The sequence below is a fragment of the Candidatus Equadaptatus faecalis genome (assembly GCA_018065065.1).
Classification (GTDB): Bacteria; Synergistota; Synergistia; order Synergistales; family Synergistaceae; genus Equadaptatus; species Equadaptatus faecalis.
The window spans coordinates 1-19,030 of the sequence record JAGHTZ010000091.1; the positions used below are offsets into that span (position 1 = coordinate 1).

Sequence of the window (19,030 nt, forward strand, 5' to 3'; positions counted from 1 at the left end):
TATTATTCCAAGAAATTCACTTGTCGTCATAAGCACCACCCCCTTGCTGTTGGGCTTGAGGGCATAACCGTCCGCCGTCTTTTGAACAAACCGGCAACTGAAAATATTATAGCACGTTGAAGAAGAAATTTTGTAAAAAAACTTCTTGCGCAACAGGCAATACCGCTATATAATATCCAGAAATCGCGGAATATATTCCGCAGGGTTTGGGTACGGCGGAATGTTCTGTAAAAACTGAACTAACGTTTACAAAACAAAAAATCAAAGGTAAAGGAGGGGTAGAAATGTTCAAGAAATCGTCTGTTTTTAACGCTTTTGCCGTCAGCCGTCAGCTGTCAGCCGAATTTGTAGACAGACAGACAGACAGACAGACAGACAGATTCCTCTCCTTCTGAGGAAAATTTTTGCATTTCTTGCCTCTCTTTTAACAGCCAAATTCCCATTGCAAAAAATAAAATTACAAACCTAACGGCGCGTGAAACCGCGTCATAATGTTTGTTGGCATAAATCAGTTTTCAGCGGCACAAATATATTTTGAAAGGAAGAGAAGAAAAAATGAGAAGTTTCAAAAAAACAGCGGCAATCTTCATGCTTTTGACATTCATCTTCGCTACGGTCTCGCCTGCGATGGCGGCAAGCGGAATAGTCAGCGGAATAGTCAAAGGCAGCGGCTTTAGCAACATCGGCGACGAAAGAACCTTTGCGGGCTACAACTGGAAGCTGTACGCTAAAGACGACACAGCAGACGCAAGCGGCAACAAATACGGTTACATAATCACGTCAGACGTAATGGAGAAAGCGAAATCCGACGGCACGGGAAGCGTGACGTATCAGGTCTTCAGGACAGAGTTTACTGCGTCAGACGCCAAAAAATATTCAGCCTCGGAACTGCGCAAGAAAGTCAGCGGCTACCAGGGCACAGACACTACGCAGGACACAAACAGTTATGAATATCAAATGAAGCATTACGGCGACGGTGTCAGTAGCCCGGCTGACATGACATGGGAGGAAGCAAACGGCGGAACAGGCACGGGGGCTAAGAACTACATAGTGCAGCACGACATGACAAAAACAGGGACAGATGAAAGCCCGTACGGCGGCTGCGGAATGACGAAAACAGGGGATGTGTACAATTACCCTGATTATCTTTACATCCTTTCAACGGCGGAAGCGCAAGCGCTTGCAGGCGGAACTGATATAGAGAAGAACATCCTCAAAGCCTCTAATTACTGGTGGCTTCGTTCGCCCGGCGGCTACGACTATTATGCCGCTGACGTCAGCGACGACGGCATCGTCGGCGGCTACGGGGATGACGTGTCCTACGACTTCCGCGCCGCCCGTCCCGCTTTACAAATCAATCTAAAATCTCCAATCTTTCAATCTAATCTTTTCAAAACAGCCGCCGAAGGCGGCAAAAATTTGGTAACGGTAGGCGGAGGCTTCTCGCTTCCCGAAGTTACCGACCCAACAACTCTCACAAAACAGACAAAAGAAACGCTGACGTTCACGACGCCCGGCTCTGTTTCCGCAACAAGCAGCACAACAGACGTTACCGAAACAGTTGACAGCCGCATAGCGGGCAGCGTTATAGACCTTACGTCTCCGCTTCTTACAAGCAAACAGCTTAAAGTTTCGTACAGCAACTTTGGAACAACAACTGCGCAAGACCACGTCGCGGCTGTCGTTTCAACGGGCAGCGGAAGCACGGAAACCTACGTCAACTACGCCAAACTTTCAACAGCCAATGAGGAAACAAACCTCGTTGTTGACACCTCAAAACTTGCCAACGGCACAGAGTACAACCTCTACCTCTTTGCGGAAAAGATAGACGGCACGAACGAAACCCCCGGTGATACCACAACGCCTGTTGCCGACGCGGCGACGCGTTTGGTAAACGCGGGAACCTTCACGCTTGACAACACCTACACGAACAGCGGCATGCTTGGCAGTACGCACTCGTCAGAAGCCCTCACCGCCAGCCTCGGCGGAGACTTCAACCTCTCGTTTGAAGGCGGCGAATACAACACAGGCGTAACCGTCGGCGCAAATGACAACGGTACAATCACCGCCGACGCGGCAAGCGGCACAACGCTGACGGGAAAAATAACCGTTGAAGAAAACGCGACACTTGCCACGGCAAATAAATTTACGCTCAAAGGCGACAACACGGTTGACGGAACAGTAACAGGCGACGCCCTCACAATAGCCGACGGCACAACAACCGTAGGCAGTACGGGAAGCATAGAAAACGTGCTTGAAATAACGGCAGGAAGCCTGACTGCAAACGCTGACAGCCTTAAAAACAACGTAAGCAACAGCGGTATCGTCAACTTCACAGGCGGCACGTTTGCAAAGAACTACACAAGCACAGGCACGACAAACTTCAAAGGCAAAACAATGTTCAGCGGTGCAGTCAGCTTGACAAACTCAACCCTTGGCTTCTACCTCGACAATTTCAGCAAAGGTGACACAATAATTGACTCAGCAAATACAATAAATGTAGCCGGTACTGAAATAAAACTCTATCAGGACATTGAAGGCAAAAAGGTAGAAGAAGAAGGCGACAAACTGACGCTCATAAACAACGCCGAAGGCTACGAAGGAACAAAAGAAAAACCGCTGAAAAAGAAAGTAATAAGCACAACGGGAATGCTCGACTACGAATACGACACGTGGCTTGAAAACAACGAACTCGTTATGGGAGTAAAAGGAGACACCCCTGGACCTGTTCCTGTAATCAAAGACAAAACAAAATCCTTCAGCGAAGCAAGACTCGGAGCGTCAGCAGCGCTCAACGCAGCCGGAGACTTTGTCGCGGGAGATGTGGCAGACAGTATGGACAACACGGAAGGCACTGCAAGTGCCGGAACGCAGAGCGCAGGCGGCTGGGGCAGCTTCGCTTCAATAGGCGGAAGCCGCGGACGCTACAACACAGGCAGCCACGTTGACCTTAACAGCTTCAACGTCGCGGCAGGGCTCTCAAAGAAAATCAAAGACAACGTAACGCTTGGAATATTTGTAGAAGGCGGCAACGGACGCTACACGACGTACAACGAATTTGAAGACGGCGAAGTGAGAGCGGACGGCGACGTCAACTACTTCGGCGGCGGTGTTCTGGCGAAAATCAAAGGCAAAAAGACAGCCAAAGGACAGCTCCACGGAGAAGCGTCGTTCAGAGCGGGACGCATGAACAGCGACTACAACAGCGAAACAGTTATCCCTGACGGAAACACCCGCTTTGACACAAGCAATTCGTACCTCGGAGCACACGCAGGACTTGGCTACAAATGGGCGCTCAAAAATGAGTCAAACATAGACACCTACGTCAAATACCTCTGGAGCAGACAGAACAGCGATACACCGACAATAGCCGGAAAACAGTTTGACCTTGACGCGATAAACAGCCACAGACTTCGCGCGGGCTTCCGTTACAACGGCAAAGAAAACGAAAACGGCGTGAAATTCTTCGGCGGACTTGCCTACGAATACGAATTTGACGGAAAAGCCAAAGGACACATGGGCGAATACAGTCTGCTTGAACCTGACTTCAAAGGCGGAAGCGGAATGGCGGAACTCGGCATTAAGTATGACAAGGCAAACAGCCCCTGGAAAGTGGAACTCGGACTGACAGGCTACACCGGCAAACGCGACAGCATAGGAGCGAACCTGAACGCTTGGTATGAGTTTGGAAAATAGGGCAGCGATAAGCGGTAAGCATTAAGCTGGAAGCTAAAGGCTATAGGCTAAAAGCACTAAGCGAACAGTATGTAACGAAATGTAACGAAAAAACGGCTTGGGATTATTAAAAATTCCCAAGCCGTTCTTTTTTAGGTTATAATAGAGACGGAGGCGGGAAACAGCAGATGATTTTGACCGGTTTTTCTGCCGCTGCGCTGCTTTGCGCCGCGGTGTTTCTCTCTGGCTTGGATTTTTCCGTGTTGCGCGTGCTTGCGAGTGAAAGCAGACGCGAATTTTGCGCCTGTCTGCTTCTGCTGCCCATTTTTCTTTTCATTCCCATGGGGACTTTGCCCGCGTTTGTTTCTTTTAAGGGAAGCGCCGCTTTGGTATTTCTGTTTATGACTTTATCGCTTGCAGTATATGACGGAAAATTTGGGCTTTCCTCAGCTCTGTCTGCCGCGGCTTCGCTGCTTCTGCTTTTTCTCATGTATTATGCCCGCAATGAGGGTTTTACGGGTACAGAATACACGTTTGACCTGATATCTTCCGTATCGGTATGGGACGGACTGCCGTTTGTCGGAAAACTGCCGGCGGTTTTGTCATGCCTTCTGCTTTTTCTTTCGGCTTTTGTGTTTGTCAGGAAAAACAAAACTGACGCCGCCGTCAGTCTTTTTGTGTCAGTATGCTGTGCTCTGGCAGTCTGTATTGTACTGCCGCTGAACGCTGCGCTTTCGGAATTTCTTTCCGGCGTCAGCCTGTATGCTGCCGGTTTTGTCTGTTTCTGGGCTGCCGTGTCTGTCCTGCGGAAGCTTATTTTCTTTTTTGCCCGCCTGAAATAAAAATTTCGGATATGTCAGCTCTGCCGTAAAGGTACGGCTTGCGAACGATACTGATTTCGAGCCTTTTGCCCGGCAGCGTTTTGTAAAGTTTCTCCGTTTCAAACGGCGGCATGCGCAGTTTGTTTCTGCCGAACGTTTCGTTTCCAATTCTTAAATTCAGCGTTTCATGCGCAAGTCTTCCGCCCCTGAAAATCATTTTTCCGTCTCTGTTTGAAAAGCGCATGTATTTCGGCAGTACGGAGGGCATTCCGGCATTTGAAGATTTTACCCTTTCTTCCCACGTCCAAATTTTCCCGTTAGTGATTCTGTATTCGTCTTCGACTGCTGTTTTTTCGACGGAATGAATATATTCGGTAATCAGTCTCTGTCCGTGCGCCGCCGGAAGCGAGCAGAGTGTTCTGTTGTCCGAAGAAACGCGGAGAAAATCAACGCGCCAGCCGGCAAGCGCGGCAGGGAAGAGCAGACACACCGCAAATATACGGACTGTTTTTGAAAAGAGCCTGTTTGATTTTTTTGAAAGCCGCGGCGTGCCGTTCATGCAATTTTCCCGTCTGCTCCGTCTGATTATGCTACTTTGCAAATTTGTATTATAATTATGAACTGTTGGAACAATAAATTCAAGACTTAATCGCAAGGCGGAGGTGAGGCTTTGGAAGGGCTGATTTTTGACGTATTGAAAAATATCGTGGCGGAGTACGGCGCCGAAATTCTTGAAGAGCCTGACAGACTGGCTCAGTTTCTTGAAGACAGACTTCCGGCAGACAGGGAAACTGACATTTTCCGCGTTACCTTTGCCCTGCATTCGCTGATACGTTCAGGCTGGACTGTGACGACTGAGCTTCACGACAGCAAACGCGGTTTGTTTGTCAAAAGATTAAATGACGACCTTGCTTTTACGGGCGGAAGCACGGAAGATTTTCTTGACGCGCTGGAAAAACTGCTGAAGCAGGACAAAGCTTCGGACGGAACAGAAACCGTTGTCGCTCACGGAGGCAATCTTCGCAGTATAAGGGGAGGAATCGCCGACAGCCCGCGCACGATAAGCCTCCGCAGAAAGTATCTCTACAACGGAACGGTTCTGCTGGCTGCATTTGCAGTCATCGTTCTTCTGCTTTTTCAGATAAGCAGGCAAAGAAATCCGGTGAGCGACGAGTTCAGAATAGCTTTTTTTACTCCTGTTTCGGGAGAGGATGCGCAGAGCGGGCACAGGCAGCTTAAGGCGGCGCAGCTTGCCGTGGAGCGCGTCAACAAACAGGGCGGCGTGCGCGGTTACAAACTGAAGATTATCGGCTTTGACGTTCCCGAAAACCCTGCAAAGGCGGCTGAAAAAGCTGAAGAAATTATGAGGGACAAAAGCCTTCTTGTAATGATTACAAGCCTTTCCGGAGAGAGCGCAAAGAAACTTGCCGAGCTTTCTGACAGGCTGGAGATACCTTTGCTGCTTTCCTCCGCTGAAGTTACGGGCAATGTCGCAAACGACAGTGACGGGAAGCCGTATCTTTACACGTTCAGAATTTCAAGCCTGCCCGCTGAAACAGCAAGGCTGATGGCGTATTATGCCGTTAAAGGCATGAAAGCAAGAAAAATCGCTCTTTTGTGGAACGCAAGCGACAAATATTCTTGTGAAGCGTGCGAAGCGCTCCGCCTGTGGCTCAGACGCTACGGCAGACGCGCTGCTATAGACATAAGCTATACCGGCAAAGACAGCGATTATACCCTTGCGCTGAAAACTGTCAAGGCACGCGGCGCGGATACTCTGCTTCTGCCGGGCAATACAAAGAAACCGGCGGAAATGCTGTCACAGCTTCAGTCTGTCGGTTTTGACGGGAAAATTCTCGGCATGAATTTTCCCGAAAGCGGTTTGGAAAATTCCGGTGAAACTTCCGTGCAGAGCTGCTGGCTGAACAGAATTTCACAGAGTGACCCTCAGATTATGTCTGTCATGAACGACTATAAAAAACTTTACAACGAAGTCTGCCCTCCGGATGAAACAGAAAATATCCTGCTGGTGTATGACAGCGTGAACTGGGCGGCAAACGCTTTGTACAAGGCTCCCGGCTACAGGGGCGAAGCGGTGCGCCACGGGCTTCTTTCAACGAGAAACATTGCTCTTGCGCACGCAACGCTGACGACAGACCCGCGTTCGCACGGACCTTTGGACAAGGCATGTGCGCTTGTAAAGGCTTCGGGCGTTAAAGGAATTTTTCAGAGAAGAATTTCTTTGAAAACTGATTTATAATTTTATTGTACATGATTTATGGAGTTGAGGTACGATGACTGATTTGCTGAACCCTGATTTGCGTATTGAACAGGTTATAGAAGAAGTATGGACTGACGAAAATAAAGAAGCGGTATGGTGGCAGGGCGAATGGTGGAGTTACGGAAGACTGAACGCGCTTGCCGCCGACTGCGAAGAAAAGCTTAAAAAAAGCGGTTTTCGCAGAGGCGAAAGGGCTGCCCTTCTTCTGCCGAACTCGCCGATAGTTTTTGCGATTGCGTTTGCCGTCTGGCGGCTTGGGGGCACTATTGCGCCTCTTAACGGGAGAATGAATCCGCTGTATCTTCAGAACACGATAAAAATGCTTGACCTGAGCGCGGTTTTTGTTCTTGCTGACATTGCGGCGAAAAGGGAAGAAATGGAAAGCGTGATAGCGGTTCCAATTATACCTGTGCTGCCTGACGCAAAGCTTCCCGACAAAATAGAAACGCGCCGTGCTTCTGTTGCCGATGACGGCAGTACGGCAGTCATCTTCTCGACCTCAGGCACTTCGGGAATGCCTAAAGCTGTTCCGTGCAGCCATTCGAACATACTTGCCAACATAGAAGACATTCCGTACGCGCTGCCCGGAATTATATGCGATGATACGGTGCTGCTGAACGCCCTGCCGAATTTCCATACCTTCGGAAGCAACATAAGCGGATTTCTGCCGTTCGTAAAGGGAGTCAGACAGGCTCTTGTCCCGAACTTTATCCCTGTCGAAAACACAATAGAAACAATCAGACAGTCAGGAGCAAACACCCTTGTCGTTGTCCCGACGCTGCTTAATTTCCTTATAGGAGAGCTTGCCCGGCGCGATGAAAGACTTAACGTGCGATTTATTGTTTCCGGCGGTGACAAACTAAACCCGCAGCTTGAAGAGCGCAGCAAAAAATATCTCGGTACGGGGGTATGCGAAGGTTACGGGCTTACGGAATGTTCGCCGGTTGTCGCTGTGAATCCGCCGTCGGACGACAAAAAACTGGGCACAGTGGGTCCGGCATTGAAGCATTTTGAAACGAAACTCTGCGACATAAACGGAGAGGATACTGACAAAAACGAAGGCGTTCTGTGGGTCAAAGGACCTGCTGTGGTTAAAAGTTATTTCCGCGACGAAAAAAATACCGAGGAGCGTTTTAAGGACGGCTGGTTTAACACCGGTGACGTCGTGCGCGTTGACGAACACGGCTTTATCACGATTATTGACCGTGCCACCGATATTATTATTGTCGGCGGTTTCAACGTATATCCGCAGGAGGTTGAAGCCGTGCTCTGCTCGCATCCTGCCGTGCATGCCGCTGTATGCGTCGGAGAAGCCAACCGTTTCACCGGCGAGCTTGTCAAAGCGTTTATTATTCCTGAACACAACGTGCCCGTAACGTCGAAGGAACTTCAGGATTACTGCAAGGGAAGGCTTGCGCATTACAAGGTGCCGCGCAAAATAGGTTTTGTCACTGAATATCCTTTGTCGCAGACGGGAAAAATACTCAGAAGGGAACTGCGCAAGCAGAAAATAGACAGCAAAGCGGCGCCGGAAATTAAGCTTGACCCTGCTTTCCGTCTTGAAAACGCGTATGCAGAAGCATGGAAGGGCAGAGAAAACAACGACTGCGTATGGTGGAACGGCGAATGGTGGAGCTGGAAAAAGTTTAACGCGCTTGTGGATTCCTGTGAGGAAAAACTGAAAAATGCCGGCTTTGAACAGGGACAGCGTGTTGCAATGCTGCTTCCGAACTCGCCGTCGGCTGTTGCCCTTTCAATTGCCTGCTGGCGGCTGGGCGGAGCCGTTGCGCCTCTCAACGCCAGGGCGGGAATATCAAATCTGCTCAGCACGATTGAAATGCTTGACGTCCATACCCTCGTGCTTTCCGCTGACGCAATGAAACGCGCCGAAGACGCAGAATTTCAGACAGACGTGCCGATGGCAGTGCTTGACCCTGAAAAAGGTTTCCTGACAGACTGGAAAGGCAGAAAGGGACTTCCTGACAGCGTAGATACAGCGGTTATTTTCTCGACGTCGGGAACTTCAGGCATGCCTAAGGCGGTTCCCTGCACGCACGCAAACCTGCTGGACAACGCCAGGTGTATAAAACCGCATATTGCAGGGCTTCTTGACCCTGAAAAAACGATATTCCTTAACGTTCTGCCTAATTTTCACACCTTCGGCTTCGGCTGCGCGCAGACTCTGCCGCTTGTCAGTTCTGTCAGGCAGGTTATAGTCCCCAGTTTTGTGCCCGTTCCGAACACCGTAAAGGCTATAAAAGACTCAGGGGCAAACGCGATAATCGCTGTTCCGACGATACTTGCATTTTTGCTCGGAGCACTTGAAAAATCTGGTATGAAACTGGACGTGGATTTTGTAATTTCGGGCGGCGACAAGCTTAACACAAAGCTTGACGAACGCTGCAAACAGTATCTTGGAGCCGGAATTATCGAAGGCTACGGGCTTACGGAATGCTCGCCGGTCGTTGCAGTCGGAAAATCTGAAGCGTCAAAGCGGCTTGGCAAGGTTGGGGAATTCCTTAAGAGTTATCAGATTGAAATTCGTGACAGAGATGGCAGAAAACTTGACCTTCACGACGAAGGAGTTCTGTGGCTTAAAGGCGGTTCTGTCGTCAGTTCGTATTTCAGGGACGAGACGAATACAAAGGAACGTTTCAAAGACGGCTGGTTTAACACCGGAGACGTTGTCCGTATAGACGGGGACGGATTTGTTCAGATTGTTGACCGCGCGACGGACATTATAATCGTAAGCGGCTTCAACGTTTATCCGCAGGAGGTGGAAAACGTGCTCTGTGAGCATCCTGCGGTTCATTCCGCGGTTTGCGTCGGCGAGAAAAACAACGTGGCGGGCGAGCTTGTCAAGGCGTTTGTAATTCTCAAACCAGGTGCTGAAGTGACTGAACGTCAGCTTATGACCTACTGCAAAGAAAAACTGTCGCATTACAAGGTTCCGCGCAAAATCGGTTTTGTGACAGAATATCCGGTATCTCCGACAGGCAAAGTCCTGCGCAGGGAGCTGCGCAGGATAAAAATAGGCAAGAACTGATTTTTACAAGTTTTTACAGGGCTGAAAAACTGCTGGTGCAAATTCTGTTCGTATGGTAAAATATCGGAGCGGAAAACAGCAGTTTTTTGCAAAATTAAAGGGGGAACAGAGTAGTATGAGTGAAAAGAAAAAAGAAGGATTTAACTTTAACCCGTTTATAGTAATGGGCGTAATGGTTCTTCTCTGCACAATCGCGTCATGGCTTGTAACGCCGGGCGCGTATGACAGAGAGCTTGTCAACGGAATCAACAAGGTCATCGCTACGAGCTATCATTCTGTAGCACGCACGCCGGTCGGTTTCCTTGATATGTTCGCGGCTCTTCCTGCAGGTCTTAACGGCGCCGGACTTATGATGTTCGTCGTTATGCTTGTCGGCGGAACAGTTGAAATTTACAAACGCACCGGAATCATGGGCGCAGGCATCAACAGCCTTCTCCACCTTTCAAAACGCATCGGCGGAGCGGCAATCATCGCGATTATCACCTGCGCGTTCTTCATCATCGGCGGCGTGGTCGGCTGGTCAGAACAGATAATTCCGTTTGTTCCTATCGTTGTATCTCTCGCCATTTCTCTCGGCTACGACTCACTTGTCGGTATCACGGCTTCAGGTCTCGCATGCCTTATCTCTTTCGCGGTTGCACCGTTTAACCTCTTCACGGTCGGAACGGCGCACACAATTGCTGAACTTCCGATGTTCTCAGGCTGGGAACTTCGTACCATTACAGACCTCATAATCTGCGCACTCTGGCTGTTCTGGCTTATCCGTTACGCGAACAAAATTAAAAAAGACCCGTCGCAGAGCCTTATGAAAGACTATGACACGAGTTCGCTCGTCATTCCTGTTGACGAAGGCAACAAACTCGACGGCGTAAAAACGATTTCGCTTCTCGTCCTTGCAGTTTCCTTCGGCATAGTTGTCTATGGCGCTCTTAACCTTAAATGGAGCTGGCCGCAGATCGGCGCTGTCTTTATGATTTGCGGAATTATTACCGCAGCTCTCAATAAACTTTCACCGACAGAAACAGTCAACTACATTCTTGACGGTATGCGCGGCGCAATGGAAGGCGCGCTCATTATCGGCGCAGCCCGTGCTGTTCAGGTCGTCCTTACAAACGGCGGGCTTGTAGACCCTCTCGTTCACTGGATGTCAACGTTTATGCAGGGTTCATCGGCATACATTTCAACCTGCATCATGTTTATCGCAAACTTCTTTATCAACGCGCTTATTCCGTCAGGTTCAGGCCAGGCAATGGCAGTTATGCCGCTTATGGTTCCTCTTGCAGACCTTCTCCACATCACGCGCCAGACGGCAACGCTCGCTTTCCAGTTCGGCGACGGTATCTCCAACACGCTTTGGTTCACCAACGGAACGCTTCTTATCTACTGCGCGCTGGGCAAGGTTCCTCTTAAAGTATGGTACAAATTCATACTTCCGCTTCAGGGAATTTATTTCCTGCTCGAATTCGGCGTACTCTACTTTGCAATAGCGTCAGGCTACGGCCCGTTCTAAAAGAAAATCAGTTTAATATCTGCAAATGCCATGTGCTTCCGCGCATGGCATTTGTTTGAGAAAAGGAGTGTCAATTCTATGTTCAACGCAATGGCTGAAGTGCAGAAAAACAGGGATTACGCAGTAAGTATGCGGAGATATTTCCATCAGCATCCTGAACTAAGCTGGAAAGAATTTGAAACGGCGAAGAAAATACGCGAAGAACTGACGTCATTCGGAATCCCCTGGACGGAAGTTGCTGCAACAGGAACGATAGCGGTGCTTCAGGGATCTGAAAATGCCCCTGTAATCGGGCTTCGCTGCGATATAGACGCGCTTCCGATACAGGAAGTCAAGGATTTGCCGTACAAATCGCAGAATGACGGCGTAATGCACGCCTGCGGACACGATTCGCACATTACGATGCTTCTGACAGCGGCGAAAATTCTTGCCGAACACAGGGACGAACTGAAATGCACGGTAAAATTTATATTCCAGCCGGCGGAAGAAGCCATGACAAACGGTGCGCTGAAAATGCTTGAATCGGGACTTGTCGACGACTTGGATACGGTTGCCGGAATCCATATCTTCCCGTACATTGAAGCCGGAAAAATTTCCGTTGACGAAGGTTCGCGCTACACGGCGGCAGGCTTCATGCGGATAAAAATCAAAGGCGTCAGCGGACACGGCGCATGGCCGAATCTCGCCGTAGATCCGATATACGTCGCGGCAAAGGTCATAGACGCGCTGCAGAGCATAGCAAGCAGAGAAACAGACCCGAATGAAACGGTAATAGTAAGCATCTGCACCTTCCACGCTGGCACGCTTCCCAACGTAATACCGGCGGAAGCCGAGCTTTCGGGAACAGTCCGCACCTTCAGTTCGGCGCTTGCAAAAAAACTGCCTGAAATGATAGAACGCGTCATCAAAAACACCGTTGCAGCCTACCGCGCGGATTACGAATTTGACTACTACACGAATATCCCTGCTACGGTCAACAATCCGCGCTGCAGCAAAATAGCGGCAAAATCAGTACGCACTATACTCGGTGAAGAAGGACTTACGGAATATTACAAATCGCCCGGCGGAGAAGATTTCTCACATTTCCTTGACCGTTTCCCCGGCGTCTACGCCTTTGTCGGCTGCAGAAACGAAGCCAAAGACTGCGTGTACGCGCTGCACCACGACCATTTTAATCTTGACGAAGATGGAATGCTCAACGGAGCGGCTTTCTACGTGCAGTATCTGCTTGACGCGCAGGAAGAAAACTGGAAATAAATTGAAATTCAGTCAGCAAACATATTCAAAAATCCGCCGAACGGCGGATTTTTGAATACGTAATTTCCGCAATGAAAAATACGGACAAAATGTTATAATCATTGCATAAGGAAATTTTGTCAAGGAGCGGAAGTGTGACTATGGACGGAAAACTGAACGAAAAAACTGAAAAAGTAACGGCAGCGCTTTTAATAGCGGCAGGGCTTGCCCTGTGCGGATTTCTTGCCGGCTTCGGAATTAAGGAAAGCCGTGCGCCCGTGCGGACGGTAACTGTCAAGGGACTTTCCGAGCGCGACGTTAAGGCTGACCTTGCGCTTTGGTCGATAAACTTTGTCCGCGCCGGAAACGACCTGACGAAAACGCGCGGTGAAATAATGAAAGACGATGAGGTTGTAACCGCCTTTTTGGAAAAGCAGGGAATAGCCGGTGCCGTTATATCGCGCAAAATGAACGTCATTGACAAAAACGCGCAGCAGTACGGCGACGGAAACGAGGCGCAGATAAGATTTATACTGACACGGACGGTTATGATACGCAGCGCTGACGTAAGCAGGATAGAAGAGGCGTACAAACAGACCGCGCAGCTTATCAACGAAGGAGTCGTACTCAGCAGCGACGGAGATTCAGGGGCTCCTGTGTACGTGTTCAACGGGCTTACGAAGCTGAAACCGTCAATGATTGCGGAAGCCAACAAAAACGCGCGCGAAACGGCGGAACAGTTTGCGCAAGACTCTCAGAGCAGCCTTGGCAAAATACTTGTTGCCGACCAGGGAATATTCCAGATTCTGCCGCGCGACAACGCGCCCATGCTTCAGGAATCTCAGCAGACAGACAAAACTGTCCGCGTTGTCGTCACGATAAAATACCAGCTGAAAAATTAGTATAACAGAGCTGAGGACAGATGTTTACAGGGCAAATTAAAAACAGACCGGACATGTGTCCGGACTGTCTTTGATTTTGTGCTACTCCCATTCAACGATTTTGCCCGGATTTAGTATATTCTGCGGGTCAAAGGCAAGCTTGACGCGTTTTATCAGCTCTATCTGAGCGTCGTCAAGGAAATATTTTATGTACTCCCTGCGCTTAAGCCCTATGCCGTGCTCGCCTGAAAGTGTTCCGCCAAGCTTTTTGGTGTCGGCGTAAATATCTTTCTGCGCCTTGTGGAGCAAATCCTTCCAATTTTCTTTGTCGCCCGCTATGAGCGTGCAGTGCATATTTCCGTCTCCCGCATGACCATAGACCGAAGATTCAAGCCCGTATTTTGCGCACGCTTTTTCGATTGAGAAAAGCAGTGCCGGAACCTTGTCAGCAGGCACGACAAGGTCTTCTTTAACGTAATTTTCGCACAGTTTCGCTATTGAGTCTGCGATTGATTTTCTTGCCGTCCAAAGATTTTCTTTTTCAGCGTCCGTTTTGGCAAGGCTGATTTTTTGCGCTCCGTATCTTGCGGCTGTTTCAGCCACTTTTTTGCAGTCTGTTTCAAGCGTTTCAATATCGCTGCTTTCAAGCTGGATAATCAGAGCTGCGCCGGAACTGCAAGCCGGAACTTCGCGTTTCAGACATCTTGACACGAAGGAAAGAGAATTTCTGTCCATGAACTCTATTGAAACAGGAATAAGTCCTGCTTCGGCAATGATTTTTGGAACAAGAGCCATTGCGCTGTCAGCATCTGCAAATTCCGCAAGCAGATCCGCCGAATATTTTGGCAGGGGAAGCAGTTTAAGCACCGCTTTTGTAATAATTGCAAGCGTTCCTTCAGAACCTGCGAGAAGATGTACGAAATCAAAACCAGTTACGTCTTTTCTGCGTTTTCCGCCGAACCACGTGACAGTTCCGTCTGCAAGCACGGCTTCAAGAGCAAGCAGCTGAGCGCCTGTCGCGCCGTATTTCACGACCTTGTTCCCGCCTGCGTTTTCCGCTATGTTTCCGCCTATCTGCGATTTGTCCCCGCTGCACGGGTCTCCGGCGTAGAGAAGGTTGTGTTCTCTTGCAAGCTTGACAATATCATCGGTAATGACGCCGGTTTCGACCGTTATCGTGAAATTTGCTTCGTCAAGTTCGATTATCCTGTTCATTTTTTCAAAACATAGGACAATGCCGCCGAAAGCAGGCACTGCGCCTCCTGACAAGCCTGTACCCGCGCCGCGGCAGGTAACGGGAATGTTGTGCTGCGCCGCGAGTTTTACGACAGCCGAAACCTGATCGGTGCTTTCAGGAAATACAAGAGCTTCCGCGATATATTCTCTGTCATAGGAATTAGCGGGAACTTCATCATGCGAGTATTCGGCAAGCTTTGCCGTATCTGTAAAAACGTTATTTTCCCCGGCAGCCGCTTTCAGTTCTTCGAGCAGTCTGCCGTCGATTTTACCGTATCTGTCCATAGTGATACCTCCACGTTATATTCCGTCAGTATTTTAACATATTTCGAAGACGCGGCGGAGGCAGCCTGACGCCGTCTGTGTTATAATAACGCGGTAATATTGCGGGGAGAAATGTGATGAAGCGTGACGTTCTGAAATCGAGAATTAAGGCAGTCTGCGGCAGCGAATTTGTTTTTTACGCATTCGCGGTGCTGTCAGTGTTTGTCAAATTCTGGTTTGCGGAGCTCGAAATTTCTTCGTGCCTGACAAGAAAAGCCGCCTCCGTCGCGGCTTCGTTCGGATTTTTTGCCGCAAGCTTTGCGCTGCTTTCGCTTCTGCCGCAAAAAAGCAGAAAGTATTTCGTTATTGTCTGGGATTTCGCGCTGACGGCACTTGTTATTACCGATCTTCTTTTTATACGCTATTATTCCGACCTTTTTTCTTTTATAAACTTAGGGCTTTCAACGCAGGTCGGAGAAGTTTCCGACAGCGTTTTCGCGCTTTTCGGCATTTCGGATCTGCTCTATTTTGCTGATTTTCCCCTGCTGCTTTGGCTTGCTTTTCATGCCGAATTCAAAAAAATATCAACCCGCAGGGCAGTGGTTGCGTTGCTGCTTGCTGCTGTGGGATTTTCTGCCGTATGGTACAGATACGAAAGATATAATCACGACGTGCCCGGTGTTCTTAAAGCGACATGGGACAAACCGGCGGTCTGCAGCGGCGCGGGGCTTGTCGTTTATCATATTAACGATGCTAAAAATACTCTGCGTGACTGCTGTTTCAAAGGAAAAATATCCGACGAAGAAGTAGAAAAGCTTGAAAAATGGTTTGAAAAGCGTGCTGCCGGAAACGTCAGCGGGATATATTTCGGTCAGGCAAGGGGCGCAAATCTTATAATTGTTCAGGCGGAATCGCTGCAAAATTTTGTAATCAACAGGAAAATTAACGGTCAGGAAATTACCCCGAACCTTAACCGCTTTATAAAAGAAGCCTACTATTTCAACCGCATTTACAATCAGACTGCGGCGGGAAACAGCGCGGACGCGGAGTTTCTTGCGAACACGGGATTCTATCCGGCGCAGTCGGGCGTCGCGCATATCCGCTTTGCGAGAAACGATTTTGAAGCCATGCCGAAAACGCTTGCGGACAACGGCTATGACACGCTTGCCCTGCACGGCGACAGACCTGGTTTCTGGAACAGACAGGCTGTTTATCCGCGTCTGGGCTTCAAACGCTTTGTAAGCAGAAACGAGTTTGAGCAGGACGAAATAATAGGCTTGGGGTTGAGCGACAGAAGCTTTTTCAGACAGACTGCCGATATTCTTTCAAAGAACAGTCAGCCGTTCTACGCGTTTCTTGTAACGCTTACAAGCCACTATCCGTATGACTGGAAAGAGCTTCCTCAGCAGACGAAGCTGGACACCGGAAGCTTCAAGGATACGCTGCTCGGCAATTATCTGCTTTCAATACACTATTTTGACGCCTGTTTCGGCGAATTTATTGCCACTCTCAGGAAAAACGGTCTGCTGGAAAAATCAGTCATAGCCGTCTACGGCGATCACACGGCAATACCGCGCTGGGACAGGGCGGATCTTTCGCGTTTCCTTAACAGGGATTTCGCACAAGCTGCCGTATGGTGCAGCGAGCAGACTGTTCCGCTAATTATCCGCACTCCGCGGAAAACACTGCGCGGCAAAGGGTATCAGGCAGGAGGGCTGCTTGACGTGCCCAAGACGCTCACCACGCTACTCGGCGTTGATTTCAAATACACGCTCGGCAGAAATCTTTTTGACGGCAGCGTTCAGGAGCCCGTAGTTTTCAAAAGCGAAGCCTACGTGTACGGAAACAGCTACGTAGAACCTTCAAAAAAAGAAGCTCACACCCTCGCCGGCGGCAAAAAGCTTGATTATTCGAAATTTGACGAAATAACCGCAAGGGCAAAACAGCAGCACGAATACAGCAACACGATGCTTGAATACAATCTGCTGAAAAAAATTAAAAAGAAGTAATTTACAATCTGCGGACAAGTGCTATAATTTGCTAAACTTAATATTGCAATTAAAGGATAGAGGCGCAGTTGTCAAGAGTAGCACCGGCGGAACAGATGCCGCAAAATCGTTGCCGGTGCGAAAGGGGCTGCTGCCGAAGGCGGGAAGCTGCGAACCCTGCCCGGGCAATCGGACAATATCCGTTTGACTGTCGCTTATGCGGAGAGCTATGGATTAATTGAACCCATGAATGCCTGACGGCGTTCGCTTTTGGTTAATCAAAGCTGATGCAGGGCATCGGCTTTTTCTTTATAAAACATACAACAGAACGGGAGGCAGTTCACATGAAAAAAAATCCGATATTCAGAGGAGTCGCAACGGCTCTTATCACTCCCTGCACAGACGCCGGGCTTGACCTTGACTCATTCGGAAAGCTTATCGACTGGCAGATTGAGCAGGGCGTCAACGCGCTTGTAATAGCCGGAACAACCGGAGAAGGTTCAACCCTGACTGACGAAGAACACCGCCTTGCGATAAAATTTTCGGTAGAACGCACGGCAGGCAGAGTGCCTGTAATCGCAGGAACAGGCTCCAATGACACAAGCTATGCAATCTCGCTTACAAAATACGCATGCGAGGTCGGCGCGGACGCTATGCTTGTTGTAACGCCGTATTACAACAAGGCCACGCAGAAAGGGCTTGTTACGATGTACAACGCAATCGCGGACGCATCTGCAAAACCGATTATTCTTTACAACGTTCCGTCGCGCACCGGCGTGAACATTGAACCTGCCACCTACGTGAAGCTTGCGGAGCATCCGAATATTGCGGCAATCAAAGAAGCGAACAGCAACATTTCAAAAATAGTGGAGGCGGCGGCTCTTGTCGGCGACAAACTCAACATATATTCAGGCAACGACGACCAGATAGTGCCGATTATGTCAATGGGCGGACTCGGCGTAATATCGGTGCTTTCAAACGTCGCTCCCGTTCAGACGACGGAAATCTGCAAGCGTTTCTTCAAGGGTGACGTTGCCGGTGCGGCTAAGCTGCAGGGCGAAATGCTTCCGCTTATCAAGGCTCTTTTCTGCGAAGTCAACCCGATACCGGTGAAAGCGGCAATGGCAGCTATGGGCTGGTGCAAAAACTACGTCAGGCTTCCGCTCACGCCGATGGAAGAAGAGCACTTTGACAGTATGCTTGACGTTATGCGCAGCATGGGACTGATAAAATAAAATGAAAATTATTATTCACGGCTATACGGGCAGAATGGGGCAGATGCTTGTTTCGCTTTCGGAGCGCGAAAACAGCGCTTTTGAAGTTGCGTCCAAAGTAAGCCCGGACTGCCCTTCTGAAACAGAAAACTGTTATACGGAGCTTGACCATTTCACCGGTGAGGCAGACTGCATAATAGACTTTTCAAACCACGCTGCGGCAAAAACTTTAACGGACTATGCTGTAAAGCGCGGTATTCCGCTGGTTGTGGCAACTACCGGACATAATGAAAGCGAGCTTGAAGCGATAAAACGCGCGGCGGAGCACGTCCCTGTTTTCTTCTCTGCGAACATGTCCGTCGGTGTAGCCCTTCTTGCAAATTTGGCAAAAGAGGCTGCGTCTGCTTTCCCTGACGCCGATATTGAAATAATTGAAACGCACCACAACCAGAAGCTTGACGTTCCGAGCGGAACCGCTTTGCTACTGGCGCGAAAAATTAAAGAGGCGCGAAGCGGCGCGGAAATACTTGTCGGCCGCCATGAAAACGGAAAACGCGGCAAAGAGATTGGAATACATTCCGTCCGTCTCGGAAACGAAACCGGAAGGCACACAATAATTATCTCTGCTGGAAGCGAAACAATTACTCTGGAACACAAGGCGGAAAACAGAATGTTGTTTGCCGAAGGAGCGGTCGCGGCTGCTAAATTTATCTGCGGCAAAAAAGCAGGCTTCTATACGATGGAAGATATCATAGGGTAAAAAATCGAATTACCAATGACCAAGTACCAATTACCGATTAAGGTGCCGGCATAAATGCCGGCGTTGTAAAAGAAACACCGTCTTACTGCAGGACGTAAAGCATTCTCAGTTGTAAGGA

At 49.3% G+C, this 19,030-nt stretch carries 12 protein-coding genes; 10 read left to right on the top strand and 2 right to left on the bottom strand.

Features of this window, described 5'->3' with window-relative positions; all coding sequences use genetic code 11:
• Nucleotides 1-555: 555 nt before the first annotated feature.
• Both KBS54_07390 and KBS54_07395 read left to right on the top strand, forming a co-directional pair.
• Nucleotides 556-3,696, top strand: coding sequence for an autotransporter domain-containing protein (locus tag KBS54_07390; protein ID MBQ0055942.1), 3,141 nt, complete (start codon nt 556-558; stop codon nt 3,694-3,696).
• A gap of 167 nt (nt 3,697-3,863) precedes the next feature.
• Nucleotides 3,864-4,517, top strand: coding sequence for a hypothetical protein (locus KBS54_07395; protein ID MBQ0055943.1), 654 nt, complete (start codon nt 3,864-3,866; stop codon nt 4,515-4,517).
• Here KBS54_07395 and KBS54_07400 read toward each other — a convergent pair.
• Nucleotides 4,489-5,055 (bottom strand): DUF1850 domain-containing protein, encoded by a 567-nt coding sequence (locus KBS54_07400; GenBank protein ID MBQ0055944.1) that lies wholly within the window; start codon nt 5,053-5,055, stop codon nt 4,489-4,491. The two genes, KBS54_07395 and KBS54_07400, sit on opposite strands and share 29 nt — an antisense overlap.
• A 111-nt stretch (nt 5,056-5,166) precedes the next feature.
• On the opposite strand from KBS54_07400, the gene KBS54_07405 reads away from it, so the two are divergent.
• The 5 genes from KBS54_07405 to KBS54_07425 all read left to right on the top strand — a co-directional run bounded on the left by KBS54_07405 (nt 5,167) and on the right by KBS54_07425 (nt 13,471).
• The gene (locus KBS54_07405) at nt 5,167-6,756 is read left to right on the top strand and encodes an ABC transporter substrate-binding protein (protein ID MBQ0055945.1); all 1,590 of its coding nucleotides are present in this window, start codon (nt 5,167-5,169) and stop codon (nt 6,754-6,756) included.
• A gap of 34 nt (nt 6,757-6,790) precedes the next feature.
• Nucleotides 6,791-9,823, top strand: a complete 3,033-nt coding sequence (locus KBS54_07410; GenBank protein ID MBQ0055946.1) for an AMP-binding protein — start codon at nt 6,791-6,793, stop codon at nt 9,821-9,823.
• A gap of 115 nt (nt 9,824-9,938) precedes the next feature.
• Nucleotides 9,939-11,333, top strand: coding sequence for a YfcC family protein (locus KBS54_07415; GenBank protein ID MBQ0055947.1), 1,395 nt, complete (start codon nt 9,939-9,941; stop codon nt 11,331-11,333).
• Nucleotides 11,334-11,411: 78 nt separating this feature from the next.
• Nucleotides 11,412-12,590: an amidohydrolase gene (locus tag KBS54_07420; GenBank protein ID MBQ0055948.1), complete on the top strand. Its 1,179-nt coding sequence runs from the start codon at nt 11,412-11,414 to the stop codon at nt 12,588-12,590.
• Nucleotides 12,591-12,730: 140 nt separating this feature from the next.
• Nucleotides 12,731-13,471 carry an SIMPL domain-containing protein gene (locus tag KBS54_07425; protein MBQ0055949.1) on the top strand — a complete coding sequence of 247 codons (741 nt, stop codon included), beginning with the start codon at nt 12,731-12,733 and terminating at the stop codon, nt 13,469-13,471.
• 81 nt (nt 13,472-13,552) lie between these two features.
• Here the strand turns inward: KBS54_07425 and KBS54_07430 are convergent, their stop codons facing one another.
• On the bottom strand, nt 13,553-14,971 hold the full coding sequence (locus tag KBS54_07430) for an FAD-binding protein (protein MBQ0055950.1): 1,419 nt from the start codon (nt 14,969-14,971) through the stop codon (nt 13,553-13,555).
• A 116-nt stretch (nt 14,972-15,087) separates the two neighbouring features.
• Between KBS54_07430 and KBS54_07435 the strand changes: the two genes are divergently transcribed.
• From KBS54_07435 to dapB, 3 genes are all read left to right on the top strand, one after another.
• Nucleotides 15,088-16,959, top strand: coding sequence for an LTA synthase family protein (locus KBS54_07435; protein MBQ0055951.1), 1,872 nt, complete (start codon nt 15,088-15,090; stop codon nt 16,957-16,959).
• Between the two features lie 323 nt (nt 16,960-17,282).
• Nucleotides 17,283-18,173, top strand: coding sequence for a 4-hydroxy-tetrahydrodipicolinate synthase (locus tag KBS54_07440; GenBank protein ID MBQ0055952.1), 891 nt, complete (start codon nt 17,283-17,285; stop codon nt 18,171-18,173).
• 1 nt (nt 18,174) lies between these two features.
• Nucleotides 18,175-18,912: a 4-hydroxy-tetrahydrodipicolinate reductase gene (dapB, locus tag KBS54_07445; protein ID MBQ0055953.1), complete on the top strand. Its 738-nt coding sequence runs from the start codon at nt 18,175-18,177 to the stop codon at nt 18,910-18,912.
• Nucleotides 18,913-19,030: the final 118 nt, after the last annotated feature.

Excerpts from the sequence above, each read along its gene's own strand:
- KBS54_07415 (MBQ0055947.1), top strand. The coding sequence starts at position 9,939 with ATGAGTGAAAAGAAAAAAGAAGGATTTAACTTTAACCCGTTTATAGTA.
- KBS54_07425 (MBQ0055949.1), top strand. The coding sequence starts at position 12,731 with ATGGACGGAAAACTGAACGAAAAAACTGAAAAAGTAACGGCAGCGCTT.
- dapB (MBQ0055953.1), top strand. The coding sequence starts at position 18,175 with ATGAAAATTATTATTCACGGCTATACGGGCAGAATGGGGCAGATGCTT.
- KBS54_07420 (MBQ0055948.1), top strand. The coding sequence starts at position 11,412 with ATGTTCAACGCAATGGCTGAAGTGCAGAAAAACAGGGATTACGCAGTA.
- KBS54_07410 (MBQ0055946.1), top strand. The coding sequence starts at position 6,791 with ATGACTGATTTGCTGAACCCTGATTTGCGTATTGAACAGGTTATAGAA.
- KBS54_07440 (MBQ0055952.1), top strand. The coding sequence starts at position 17,283 with ATGAAAAAAAATCCGATATTCAGAGGAGTCGCAACGGCTCTTATCACT.
- KBS54_07400 (MBQ0055944.1), bottom strand. The coding sequence starts at position 5,055 with ATGAACGGCACGCCGCGGCTTTCAAAAAAATCAAACAGGCTCTTTTCA.
- KBS54_07435 (MBQ0055951.1), top strand. The coding sequence starts at position 15,088 with ATGAAGCGTGACGTTCTGAAATCGAGAATTAAGGCAGTCTGCGGCAGC.
- KBS54_07430 (MBQ0055950.1), bottom strand. The coding sequence starts at position 14,971 with ATGGACAGATACGGTAAAATCGACGGCAGACTGCTCGAAGAACTGAAA.
- KBS54_07395 (MBQ0055943.1), top strand. The coding sequence starts at position 3,864 with ATGATTTTGACCGGTTTTTCTGCCGCTGCGCTGCTTTGCGCCGCGGTG.
- KBS54_07390 (MBQ0055942.1), top strand. The coding sequence starts at position 556 with ATGAGAAGTTTCAAAAAAACAGCGGCAATCTTCATGCTTTTGACATTC.